Below are 11,698 nucleotides of genomic sequence, written 5' to 3'. Positions count from 1 at the left end.
CTTCTCGGGCACCTGATGCTCAGCGCCGTCGGCCACAGCCACACGTCGGCCTCGACGCCACCCGCCGCGGCGATGCTGGCCGCCCACGTGCTCGCGATCGCCGCCGGTGCGCTGCTGATCGCAGCCGGAGAGCGGGTGTGCCGAGCGGTGTCGCGTGGCGTGCGGGCCGCGGTGCGCATCGTCAGCCCGCCGGTGACCGCCGTGCCTGTCGTCGCGCCGCCCGCCGCCGATCAGCCGCTGCGATCGGCGCTTCTGCTCGCCGCTTCTGTGTCGCATCGGGGTCCGCCGGTCAGCCTTGCTCGCTGACCGACCTTCCCCTCCCACACAGAAAGCCACAATCGAAATGCGATCCATTACCAGGGCGACGACGCGCGCCCTCATCACGGTTGCCGCCACTAGTACGGCAATGTCCATCGGCCTGCTGTCCGGCGCAGCGCCCGCGGGGGCACACGTGCGCGTCGAGGCCGATAACGCCGCACCAGGCAAGACGTCGGTGCTCACATTTCGGGTGCCCGGCGAGTCCGAAAACGGCGCTCTGACAACAGAATTGAGTATCGCGCTGCCCGCTGTGGCATCGGCGCGCACCGAAGTGCTACCGGGCTGGGCCGCGCGGCTGGACCGGGACGCAGCCGCAGGAACCGTCAACTCGGTCACCTGGACCGCCGCACCGGGAACCGGCATCTCATCGGATCAGTTTGTGCTGTTCCGGATCTCGGTGAAGCTGCCCGACGCGCAGACCGTCAGCTTCCCGGCGACACAAACCTATTCCGACGGCACGGTGGTGCGCTGGGATCAGGCGCCGCTTCCTGGCGGTGGTGAACCCGAGCATCCGGCACCGGTGTTGACGCTGACCGGGACCGACGCGGCACCGGCCGACGACCACCCCGTTCCTGTGGTGGCGGCGGCGACCGACAACTCCGCGCGCTGGCTGGCCGGCGGCGCGTTGACGGTCGCCGCGGTTGCGGTTGCGGCGGCGTTAGTCGCGAGGCGGCGATCGTGAATCGCCTTGTCGCCACAGTGGTTCTGGCCTTCGCGCTCGTGGTGGCCGGGCTCGCAGGGGCGGCCGCGGCTTCGGCGCATGCCACCCGCACCGCCACCGACCCCGTCGAGAACGCCGCACTGACCCAGGCACCGTCCAAGGTCAGTGCGACGTTCAACGAAGCGCTGTCACCGGAGTTCGCGGCGATGACGGTGGTGGGCCCTGACGGAAACCTGTGGTCGACGGGCGCGCCGCAGGTGGAGGGCGCCGTCATCAGCGTCGGCGTCCGGCCACTCGGACCGGCGGGCACCTACACGGTGAACTACCGGGTGACGTCGGCTGACGGGCACGCGGTCACGGGTTCCTGGTCGTTCTCGCTGACCGCGGCGGGCACGGGAACTCCCGGGCCGTCGGCCAGTGCGCCGTCCCAAGAACCGGGCGACGAGATTCCGGTGTGGCCATTCATCGTCGTGGCGGCAGTGATCATCGGCGGCGGTGCGCTGTGGGCGGTGCGACGGCAGACGTGACGCGCCGTCGGGCGGTGGCAGGCGGTGTGCTGATCGTGGTGGCCGCCTCGGTGGCGGCGTGGTCGCTGGCGTCCCCGCAGAATTCGCTGACCGCGACGCTGGTGCGGGCCGTCGCCGATTGTGCGGCGGTCACCGCGCTGGGCCTTGCGGTGGTGCCGATGCTCGACCAAGGCCGGTATCGCGGCGAGCTGATCGGTCGCGCCACCGCATCGTTGTCCGTCGCAGGCGCGGTGTGGCTGCTTGCCGAGCTCGTTCGGCTGGTCGTGGCGGCGGCCCAGGCCGCCGGCGTACCGGTCGTTCGCCTCGGTGTGCGGACGTCGGTCGAATTCGCGATGCACACCGCCGCTGGGCGGGCCGGGCTGCTCAGTGTCGTGGCCGCGGCGGCGGTGTGCCTGGCCGCCGCGGCGGCGCCCCGAACGGTGCCGATGAACGTCGCCGTGGCCGGGCTCGCCGCCGTTGGCGTGGCGGCGCGGCCCCTCGCCGGCCACTTTTCGGAGAGTGCGCTTGGCGGCCTCGCGGTCGCGCTTCACACCCTGGCCGCGGCGCTGTGGTGCGGCGTGCTGGCCGGACTGGTGCTGACCGTCGAACACCGCGGGCAGTGGGCCAGACTGCTGCCCCGGTTCTCGCAGCTGTCCGTGCTGTGTGTGGCGGCGCTACTGGTTGGGGGCGTCGTGGGCGCTGCCGTGACGCTCACGTCGCCTGCCCAGTTATATGGGACCGGATACGGCCGGGTGTTGTCCGCCAAGGTCGCGGTCACGGTGGTGCTGATCGTGTTGGCGTGGCGCAACCGCACGATCTGGCTGCCCGCCGCGCGGACTCACCGCGCCAGCGCCGTAGTGTCGCGTTCGCGGTCGCGCACCGAGCTGGCGATCATGGCCGTGGCACTGGCCTTGGCGGCCGCACTGGCCGTCACCGGTTAGCGCCATATGCGACCTGGCATGATGGGAACCACTGCCGGGAGGAATAGACAGGCGCAAAGGAGCAGCCACATGGCAGACCAGCAGGATCGACCCGACGAAAAGCCTGACGCCGCATCTCCGGCCGCCGGTTCGGGCTCGTCGGTACCTGGCGCTGATGCCGTTCCACCTCCCGCCGAAGCACCTGCCCCCGCGCCGCCGGCGCAACCGGCCAAGGCTGCGAAGAAGGCGCCGGCGAAGAAAGCGCCCGCCAAGAAGACACCCGCCAAGGCGGCCAAGAAGGCTCAGCCCGCGAAAAAGGCGGCGAAGAAGGCCCCCGCCAAGAAAGCGCCCGCCAAGAAGGCGACCGCCGCTCCTAAACTGGCCGATACCAACGGTGATCTCTCATCCGGTGCGAAAGAGGCTGCGGCACAAGCTAAATCCGCTGTCGCCAGCGCCAGCAACCCTGTTGCCGGCCCTGCTCCGGTTTCGCTGATCGGGCCGGAGCCGTCACGGCTGCCGATCGTGGCGGCCATCGCCGCCGGTGTGCTCGCAATCCTGGTGGTGCTGCTTGCCCGTCGCCACTCCGACGACGACTGAGCAATTCAGCTTGACCCTCACGCGACGTCAGGGTCGATAGTTGGCGGCATGGACGCCATAACCGTCGGCGCGGTAACCACCCTCACGGGTGTCTCCGTGCGCACACTGCACCACTACGACCACATCGGTCTCGTGGTGCCGAGCGTCCGTACCCCTGCGGGATACCGCGGCTACACCGACGCCGACATCGAGCGGCTGCATCTGGTGCTGGTTTACCGCTCCGTCGGGCTGCCGCTCGACGAGATCCGCAAACTGCTCGACGACGCGGACGCCGACGTGATGGCGCATCTGCAGCGGCAGCGCGAGTTGCTGCTGGAGCAGGCCGACCGATTGCAACACACGATCAAAGCAGTGGAGGAACTGATGAACGCCCACCGTGAAGGCATCCAGCTGACCGCAGAGGAGCAGGTCGAGATCTTCGGAACCACGGCCTTCAGTGATGAATACGCGGCCGAGGCGCAGGAGCGCTGGGGTAATACCGACGCCTGGAAGCAGTCCCAGCAACGGGTTTCGAAGTTGACCAAGCAGGACTGGGTGAACATCAAGGCCGACGTCGACAAGCTGCTGGCTGACCTGGCAGCGGCCAAGCGCGAAGGTGTCGTGCCCGGCTCTGCGGCGGCCAACGAGCTGGCCGCCCGGCATCGTGGATCGATCGAGCGCTACTACGACTGCGACGACGAGATGCACCGTTGCCTGGCGGAGATGTACCTCGCCGACGAGCGCTTCACCCGCTACTACGACGACGTCGAGCCCGGCCTGGCCCAGTTCGTGCACGACATCGTCGTGGCTAGCATCAACCGGTGACCGTAACCCCGCGCCCCACCGCTGACCTGGTCGACGAGATCGGCCCCGACGTGCGCAGCTGCGATCTGCAACTGACCCAGTACGGCGGCAGGCCGCAATTCGCGGGACCGATCACCACCGTGCGGTGCTTCGAGGACAACGCGCTGCTCAAGTCGGTGCTGTCCGAGCCGGGCCAGGGCGGGGTGCTGGTGATCGACGGCGACGGGTCGCTACACGCCGCCCTGGTCGGCGACGTCATCGCGGGCCTCGGGCTGGACAACGGTTGGGCGGGCTTGATCATCAACGGCGCGGTCCGCGACGCCGCGACGCTGCGCACCCTCGGCATCGGCATCAAGGCGCTTGGCACCAATCCCCGCAAGAGCACGAAGACCGGGGAGGGCCTGCGCGACGCAGCCGTCGAGTTCGGCGGGGTGGTGTTCGTGCCCGGCCACATCGCCTACAGCGACGACGACGGCATCGTCGTCGTCGGCCCATAGCGCGTGGGCCCCCGCGAAGCTAGGCCGAAGCCCCTACTGCGGCACGTTGTTTGGTGAAGCGCAGCGCTTCGTCGTCGACCTTGCCGCGACGGATCAGGCGGAGGTCGAGCAGGTAGTTCTGCTTGAGCCGCCATGGGGCGACGTGTCCCGATTTGGGCAGGTAGTCCAGCGCCCGCAGTACATAGCCGGGCGTGAAGTCCATCAGCGGGCGCTCGTCGACGGAGTTGCCAGGATGCTGCGGCTCCACGGTGTCATAGCCCTTGGCGTCCATGTAGTTCAGCACGCGACAGACGAACTCCGACACCAGGTCTGCCTTCAGCGTCCACGACGCGTTGGTGTAGCCGATGGTGAACGCCATGTTGGGCATATGGGTCAGCATCATGCCCTTGTAGGCCATGGTGTCGTTGAGCTCGATCGGCACGCCGTTGCGCATGACCTCGGCGCCGCCGAACAGCTGCAGGTTCAAACCCGTTGCGGTGACGATGATGTCGGCTTCCAGCTCCTCACCTGAAGACAGCTTGATGCCCGTCTTGGTGAACCGCTCGATGGTGTCGGTGACGACATCGGCCTTGCCGGCGCGGATGGTCTTGAAGAGATCGCCGTTGGGCGCCAAGCACAGTCGCTGATCCCACGGGTTGTAGCTGGGACCGAAGTGCTTCTCGACGTCGTAGCCCTCGGGCAGGCGCCGCTGGGCCATGGTCATCAGCGTCTTGCGCATGAAGTTCGGGAAGCGCCTGCTGATGTTGTACTGCGCGGACTGGAACAGGATGCACTTCCACCGGTTCAGGACGTACGCCAGCTTCTCCGGCAGGGCCTTGTTCGTCTGCACGGTGAACGGATCGACGTCGGGAAGCGCCCCGATGTACGACGGCGAACGCTGCAGCATCGTCACGTGGCCGGCGCCCGAATCGGCAAGGGCCGGAATGAGAGTGACTGCGGTGGCGCCGCTGCCGATGACGACGATCTTCTTGCCCGAGTAGTCGAGGTCCTCCGGCCAGTGCTGCGGGTGGATGACCGTGCCCGAGAAGTCCTCCTGGCCGGGGAACTCCGGTGCGTAACCCTGGTCATAGTTGTAGTAGCCGCTGGCGGCGAACAGGAACGAGCTCTTGATCTCGACTTCCTCGCCGTCGCGCTCGACGCGAACCGTCCAGTTGTTGTCGGCGTCGGACCAATCCGCGCTGACGACCTTGTGGCCGTAGCGGATGTGCTTGTCGATGCCGGACTCGGCGACCGTCTCCTTCAGATAGGACATGATCGACGGGCCGTCGGCGATGGCCTTCTCCGATGTCCACGGCTTGAACCTGAAGCCGAGCGTGAACATGTCGGAGTCCGAGCGGATGCCCGGGTACTTGAACAGGTCCCAGGTGCCGCCGAGGTTCTCACGACGCTCCAGGACTACGTAGCTCTTGTCGGGGCAGCGGTCCTGCAGGTGCCAGGCGGCACTGATGCCGGAGATACCGGCTCCTACGACGACGATGTCGACAAATTCGGTCATCGTGTAAAGCTATCAACAGGGTGTCGACGAAGTCAACGGTGTGTTGAGAAATTCGACATCGTGTAACGTCATGGCCTGTGACCACCGTCAGCCAGCCGCGTCCCGCCCGGGGTCGGCGCTCCGCCCGGCCGTCTGGCGACGACCGTGAGCAGGCAATTCTGGCGACGGCAGAGCGGCTACTCGAAGAACGGCCGTTGACCGAGATCTCCGTCGACGACCTGGCCAAGGGCGCGGGCATTTCACGGCCGACGTTCTATTTCTATTTCGCGTCCAAGGACGCGGTGCTGCTCGCGCTGTTCGAGCAGGTGATCAATGAGGCCGATTCGGCGTTTGAACGGCACGCCCAGAACCCCCCCGCCGATCGCTATGAGGCGTGGCGCAGCGGTATCAACGTGTTCTTCGAGACGTTCGTCAAGCACAAGGGCGTGACTCGCGCTGCCCACGAGGTGCGCGCCTCGAACACTGCGGTGCGCGACCTGCTCGCGACGTTCATGACGAAGTGGATCGACAGCACCGAGGCCACCATCGAGGCTGAGCGCACCCAGGGCACAGCGCCGACCACGCTCCCGGCGCGTGACCTCGCGACGGCATTGAACCTGATGAACGAGCGCGCCTTGTTCGCGTCGTTCGCCGAAGAGCAGCCCTCGATACCCAAGGATCAGTTGCTCGACACACTGGTCCACATCTGGGTCACCAGCATCTACGGCGAATCGCGGTAGTGCGGGAATCGCCGGTTGGCCAGGCTCGGGTTCTTCAACCGGACCGCTTCCAGCCGGTCGCGGTCGATCCAGCCGGTGGCGAAGCCCGGCGCTTCGCCTGCGCTGGCGACGATTTGACCCATCGGATCGATGATCGCGCTTTGACCTGAACTGAACGGGCCGGTCTGCCCGCTCGCCACGACGTACACGGTGTTCTCGATGGCCCGTGCGCGCAGCAGCGTCGTCCAGTGGTCCTCCTTCGCGGGACCCACCACCCATGCCGCAGGCACGATCAGGACTTCGGCTCCGGCGTCCACCAGGAAGCGCGCCATCTCCGGAAAGCGAAGGTCATAACAGGTCATCACGCCGAACCGGAGCCCGTCGCGCTCGAACACCAGCGCGCTGGGGGCGTGCGGGACGATCCGGTCGGACTCGCGGTACCCGAAGGCGTCGTAGAGGTGCACCTTGCGATAGACGCCGATGGTTCGGCCCTGCTCGTCGATGGCGAGCACCGCGTTCGTGCACCGGCCGTCGGCGCCGGGCACCTCGGTCATGCCGACGACAACCGCCACCCCTGCGGTCTTCGCCTCCTGGGAAATGGCTTGGACGAAGGGGCCGTCCACCGGTTCGGCCGCGGGCCGGACGTCGCCGTTCGGATCCGGGTCGGAGTACATGGCGTTCTCGGGCAGGACGACAAGGGACGTTCCGCGCGCGGCTGCGTCGGCGATCAGACGCCTGGCCGAACCGAAATTCTCGGCCTTGTCGGTAGTAGCGCCGAATTGCGCGACTGTGACATACATCTGGTTACTCCGTCTCTCGTTGGATGATGGTCTTGGTCTCGCACAGTGCAGCACCGAAGCCGGCAACCAGCGCGGTGTGGTCGGCGACCAGCACCACCGGGTCGGCGTCGTTAGCGAGCGCGAATTCCTTTTCCGCCTGCGCCCAGGCGGGCAACACCCACGGCTTACCTGCGCGGCGTGCCGCGTCGGCAATGGTCCGCAGGTCGGCGAAGTCGGCATCGGTGCGCGAATAGGCGCCACGCTCTCGACGTAGCGACAGATCGCTGGGCCCGACGAACACCCCGTCGACCGTGTCCAGGGCCAGGATGGCATCGACGTCTTGCAGGGCTCCGGCGTCCTCGATCATCGGATAGACCCGGGTCCGGCTGTCCTGTACGGCCACCCACTCGTCGTCGAACCCGCCGTAGCGCGCGGTCCGACCGCCGGCGAAGCTCCGATCACCACGCGGCGGGAACTTGCCATACGCACACACGGCGACGGCGTGCGCGAGGTTCTCCACGTGTGGGATGACGACCACATCGGCACCAAAGTCGAGCGCCTGCTGGATCGGCCCGCGTTCGGGCGCCAGCACCTTCGCCAGCACGCGCAGCCCGATGGCGCGCAGAAACGGGATGAAGCGCTCGAGGTCGACGAGGTCGAAGGCGCCGTGTTCGATGTCGAGGACCACCGATCCGTATCCGAGGTCGCGGACGATCTCGGCCACCGCGGCGTTCGGCGCGGAGAGCCATGCCGCCCAGCGAGGTTCGGGCGGCGGTGCGGTGTTTGCCTGGGGAGTCATTGACGATCAGCCTTGTCGTATACTTCGTGTATTCAATGGTCTAGGGGAAGGCGAGGATGGAGACCAGCGACCAGGCGTCGGCCCGCGACCGTGCCTACCAGTGGACCCGCGACGCCATCCTCAACGGCCACTTCCCCGAGGGCTCGTTCCTCGAGGAGAAGGCGGTGGTCGATCAGACGGGCCTGTCGCGCACGCCGGTTCGCGAGGCGTTGCACCGGTTGGCCGCCGAACGTTTCGTCGAGCTGCTGCCTCGCCGTGGAGCCCAGGTGCGACGCACGACGGCCGCCGAACTCTTCGAGACCTACGAGATGCGAATCGTCTTGGAGGGTCACGCATTTCGCGTGTTGTGCGATCAACAACTCCCTATCCCCGACATGTCCGCGCATCTGGACGCGATGGAGGATCCCGACCGTCTCGCGGAGATCATGGTGGGCAACAGGGCCGTCATCGCCGAACATGCGTTGCTGGACTTCGAGTTCCACTTTTCCTTCGTCAGGGCAACCGGTAATTCGGTGCTGATCGACCTTTACTCCAGCCTGCGCGCGCGTTACCAACGAATCGGGGTCAACGCCGTTGCGCTGCGGCCCTCGCGGATGTCGCTGATCCTCCCGCAGCACCGGGCCATCCACGAATCGCTGCAGCGGCACGACTTTCAGGCGGCGATGGGGGTGTTGCGCGAGCATCTGCGCCCGGATGCCGCGGTGGTTTCCGGGCTGGACTGATTGAGCCGTCATGCGCTCATCGCTTGCCAGACTCGCCTGCGCTCGGCCTGTGCCACCGGATCAGGCACTGGGGCCGCGGCGATGAGCCGCTTGGTGTAGTCCGACGTCGGCGATCGCAGGACCGAGCTTGCCGGCGCGCTCTCGACGACGCGGCCGTGCTGCAGGACGGTGACTTGGTCCGACATCAGCTCGATGACGGCCAGATCATGACTGATGAACAGGCACGAGAACCCAAGCCGCTCTTGGAGTTCGGACAACAACGCCAGCACTGTGGCCTGCACGGATACGTCCAGTGCGGACGTGGGCTCGTCGGCGATCAGGAATTCGGGGTCCAGCGCGAGTGCGCGTGCGATGCCGACGCGCTGGCGCTGGCCGCCAGAGAGCTCGTGCGGGTATCGATCGACCCAGCTTGACGAGATATGGACGCTGTCCAGCAGCGATTTCACCCGATTCTGGATCTCGCCACGCGACCCGAACTTGTTGATGTGCATCGGCGCCGCCACCGAATCGCCGATCGACAGCCGAGGGTTCAGCGACGAGCCCGGGTCCTGGAAGACCATCGAGTAGGACCGACGCAGCTTGCGCCTTTCGGCACGGCTCGCCCCGTACGGGTCTATCCCGTCGATTCGGATCGTGCCAGCGGCCGGGCGCAACAGCCCGGCGATCGCGCGGCCGATGGTCGACTTCCCTGAGCCCGACTCGCCGACCAGCCCGTGCACGCTGCCACGCGGGATCGCCAGGTCGACCTGATGCACTGCGTGAAAGGGCTTGCGCCCCAGTCCCCCTGGATAGATCACGTCCAGTCCGGACACCTCGACCGATAGTTCGCGATCGGATGCGGCTGGCACCTTGTCGTGTGCGCTGGGCCGGGGCACAGCGGCCAGCAGTTGCGCGGTGTAGTCCGCCTCGGGCTGGGTAAAGATTTGTCTGACCGGTGCTTCCTCGACCACGGCGCCCGAACGCATGACGACCACCCGGTCGGCGAGGTCGGCCACCACCCCCATGTCGTGGGTGATCAGTAGCACCGCGGCGCCAAGGTCCTTCTGCAGGCGCCGAAGGAGGTCGAGGATGTCGGCCTGCACGGTGACGTCCAGCGCGGTGGTCGGCTCGTCCGCGATGATCACGTCGGGCGAACCCGATACCGCCATCGCGATCATCGCCCGCTGCCGTTGCCCCCCCGACAGTTGGTGCGGGTAACTGTCGATCCGGCGCTCGGGTTCCGGTATCTCGACAAGACGCAGGAGCTGGAGAGTCCGCTCGCGGGCTCGCGCCTCGGTGACGTCTTCGTGGCTGCGGATCGCCTCGATGATCTGCTGGCCGATGGTGTACACGGGGTTGAGCGCGGTCATCGGCTCTTGAAAGATCATCGCGATGCGCTTGCCGCGCAACGCCCGTAGCGGCTCGCCGTGAAGCTCGCTGATCTCTTCGCCGTCGAAGCGGATGCTGCCCTGAACGCGCGCGTTCGGCGCCAGCAGCTTGAGGACCGACATCGAACTGACGGACTTACCCGACCCCGATTCGCCAACGAGCGCGAGGACTTCGCCACGGCATACCGAGAAGCTGACCCCGCGCACCGCGGGCACGCTCTCACCGCCGACCTGAAAGTCGACGCTGAGGTCATTGACCTCCAGGATCACGTCGGCAGTCATCGGCCCAGGGTGCCTTGTTTGAGGAAACCCTTGCCGTCGGCGGTGTTCCGCTCGTACTCGGCCAGGTAGTCGCTGCAGAACGTGAGCACCCGTTCGATCCAGACCTCACCGATCTTCGGGTCGCCGAGCGAGACATCACCGGTGCAGCCGCTCTCGCTGACTTCGGAGAAGTCCCATAGGACGGTGCCGCGCACATCCTGACCGGGGATGGCCGCCTCGCCGTAGCTGACCGGGGTCCAGCCTGCGGCGGAGCGCAACCCGGTGTCGGTCGTCGGGGCGGGCTGGACTTGGTCGGGGAACATCGCCAGCATCGCGGAGTGCTCGGGTTCTGCGCCGTGCCCATACGCGGTGGCGGGGTCGTCGTATTGGTCGCGCATCAGGGCGTAACCCAGCGACCACGGGTACAGATGTCCGACGAGAATCCCCAGATCGCGGCGGGCATCCATGGCGGCACTGGTGACGGGCGCGACGTTCCCGCCGTTGTTGTCCAGCAACACGATTCGCCGGAAGCCGGACTGCACCAGCGCTTCAAGCAGCTCGTAGGTTACGGCGCGCAGCGTCTGGGCGGACAACGACAGGTTGCCAGGGTAGCCGCGGAACATCGGTGAATGTCCGTAGTGCAGTGCAGGCGCGACCAGGTACCCATTGCGCAGCGCCAGTTGATCGGCGACCCACTCGGCGACGATCGAGTCCTCATGGACCGGCAGGTGCGGCCCGTGCTGTTCGACGGCGCCGATCGGCAGCAGCACGACCGGGTCGGTGGCGGCGACGTCCCGCACTTCCGTCCAGGACAGCTCGCCGAGCCGATGGGTCCTCGGGTGGGCGGTGGTCGCGGTGCTCACGGTGTCATCCTTTGCAGTTCGGGGGCGGGTTATCGGAGGGCTCCGCGCTTGCGCGGATCGAGCAGGTCGCGCAGCCCGTCGCCGAAAACGTTGAATGCCAACACGACCGCGACGATCACGATCGACGGGTAGATCAACAGCGAGGGCTGTACCTCGAGGAAGTCACGGCCGGTGCCAACCATCGAGCCCAGCGAGGGCAGTGGCGGCTGCGCACCGAGACCGAGGAAACTCAGGCCCGCCTCGAGCTGGATCGCAAAGCTCACCGACAGCGTCACCTGCACGATGATCGGAGCCGAGACGTTCGGAAGGATGGTGCGCAGCAAGATGTTCGGCGTCGATGCGCCCATGATCTGGGCAGCTTCGACGTACTCGACATGCCGCAGGGCTAGCACCTGGCTGTACACGATCCTGGTGAACCGCGGGATGTAGAGC

The 11,698-nt window shown here is 67.0% G+C and carries 14 protein-coding genes and 1 pseudogene; 9 read left to right on the top strand and 6 right to left on the bottom strand.

The genetic code is table 11. From position 1 onward, the window contains the following. From VFH65_RS12200 to rraA, 7 genes and pseudogenes are all read left to right on the top strand, one after another. Positions 1–306 (top strand): annotated as a pseudogene (locus VFH65_RS12200) (hypothetical protein); the annotation flags it as partial. A 37-nt stretch (positions 307–343) separates the two neighbouring features. Further along, the gene (locus tag VFH65_RS12195; RefSeq protein WP_353321760.1) at positions 344–1,000 is read left to right on the top strand and encodes a YcnI family protein; all 657 of its coding nucleotides are present in this window, start codon (positions 344–346) and stop codon (positions 998–1,000) included. Then, positions 997–1,506, top strand: a complete 510-nt coding sequence (locus VFH65_RS12190; RefSeq protein ID WP_353321758.1) for a copper resistance CopC family protein — start codon at positions 997–999, stop codon at positions 1,504–1,506. Before VFH65_RS12195 ends, VFH65_RS12190 begins: the two co-directional genes overlap by 4 nt. Next, positions 1,503–2,426, top strand: coding sequence for a CopD family protein (locus VFH65_RS12185; RefSeq protein WP_353321756.1), 924 nt, complete (start codon positions 1,503–1,505; stop codon positions 2,424–2,426). Before VFH65_RS12190 ends, VFH65_RS12185 begins: the two co-directional genes overlap by 4 nt. Before the next feature lie 69 nt (positions 2,427–2,495). After that, on the top strand, positions 2,496–3,002 hold the full coding sequence (locus VFH65_RS32065; protein WP_414688403.1) for a hypothetical protein: 507 nt from the start codon (positions 2,496–2,498) through the stop codon (positions 3,000–3,002). 48 nt (positions 3,003–3,050) lie between these two features. After that, positions 3,051–3,806: a MerR family transcriptional regulator gene (locus tag VFH65_RS12175; RefSeq protein WP_353321754.1), complete on the top strand. Its 756-nt coding sequence runs from the start codon at positions 3,051–3,053 to the stop codon at positions 3,804–3,806. Then, on the top strand, positions 3,803–4,282 hold the full coding sequence (gene rraA, locus VFH65_RS12170) for a ribonuclease E activity regulator RraA (protein ID WP_353321753.1): 480 nt from the start codon (positions 3,803–3,805) through the stop codon (positions 4,280–4,282). Before VFH65_RS12175 ends, rraA begins: the two co-directional genes overlap by 4 nt. A 19-nt stretch (positions 4,283–4,301) precedes the next feature. Here the strand turns inward: rraA and VFH65_RS12165 are convergent, their stop codons facing one another. Beyond that, positions 4,302–5,777, bottom strand: a complete 1,476-nt coding sequence (locus VFH65_RS12165) for a flavin-containing monooxygenase (protein ID WP_353321751.1) — start codon at positions 5,775–5,777, stop codon at positions 4,302–4,304. Positions 5,778–5,854: 77 nt separating this feature from the next. On the opposite strand from VFH65_RS12165, the gene VFH65_RS12160 reads away from it, so the two are divergent. Next, positions 5,855–6,496 carry a TetR/AcrR family transcriptional regulator gene (locus tag VFH65_RS12160; RefSeq protein WP_353321750.1) on the top strand — a complete coding sequence of 214 codons (642 nt, stop codon included), beginning with the start codon at positions 5,855–5,857 and terminating at the stop codon, positions 6,494–6,496. On the opposite strand, the gene VFH65_RS12155 is transcribed toward VFH65_RS12160, so the two are convergent. Both VFH65_RS12155 and VFH65_RS12150 read right to left on the bottom strand, forming a co-directional pair. Then, complete coding sequence (locus VFH65_RS12155; protein ID WP_353321749.1) at positions 6,478–7,275, bottom strand: carbon-nitrogen hydrolase family protein; 798 nt, start codon at positions 7,273–7,275, stop codon at positions 6,478–6,480. The two genes, VFH65_RS12160 and VFH65_RS12155, sit on opposite strands and share 19 nt — an antisense overlap. Before the next feature lie 4 nt (positions 7,276–7,279). After that, positions 7,280–8,053: an HpcH/HpaI aldolase family protein gene (locus VFH65_RS12150; RefSeq protein WP_353321747.1), complete on the bottom strand. Its 774-nt coding sequence runs from the start codon at positions 8,051–8,053 to the stop codon at positions 7,280–7,282. Between the two features lie 56 nt (positions 8,054–8,109). On the opposite strand from VFH65_RS12150, the gene VFH65_RS12145 reads away from it, so the two are divergent. Beyond that, positions 8,110–8,775: a GntR family transcriptional regulator gene (locus VFH65_RS12145; RefSeq protein WP_353321746.1), complete on the top strand. Its 666-nt coding sequence runs from the start codon at positions 8,110–8,112 to the stop codon at positions 8,773–8,775. 8 nt (positions 8,776–8,783) lie between these two features. Here VFH65_RS12145 and VFH65_RS12140 read toward each other — a convergent pair whose 3' ends face one another. The 3 genes from VFH65_RS12140 to VFH65_RS12130 form a co-directional block, all read right to left on the bottom strand. After that, positions 8,784–10,424, bottom strand: coding sequence for an ABC transporter ATP-binding protein (locus VFH65_RS12140; protein WP_353321744.1), 1,641 nt, complete (start codon positions 10,422–10,424; stop codon positions 8,784–8,786). Next, entirely contained in the window at positions 10,421–11,266 is an 846-nt protein-coding gene (locus VFH65_RS12135; RefSeq protein ID WP_353321742.1) for a creatininase family protein, read from the bottom strand. The genes VFH65_RS12140 and VFH65_RS12135 overlap by 4 nt, the downstream gene beginning before the upstream one ends. Positions 11,267–11,295: 29 nt before the next feature. Beyond that, positions 11,296–11,698: ABC transporter permease (locus VFH65_RS12130; RefSeq protein WP_353321740.1), on the bottom strand; the 403-nt coding region annotated here is incomplete at its 5' end.

The organism is Mycobacterium sp. (assembly GCF_035697385.1).
Classification (GTDB): Bacteria; Actinomycetota; Actinomycetes; order Mycobacteriales; family Mycobacteriaceae; genus Mycobacterium.
The sequence above is the reverse complement of the archived record's forward strand: the minus strand, read 5'-3'. Positions and strand labels throughout refer to the sequence as shown.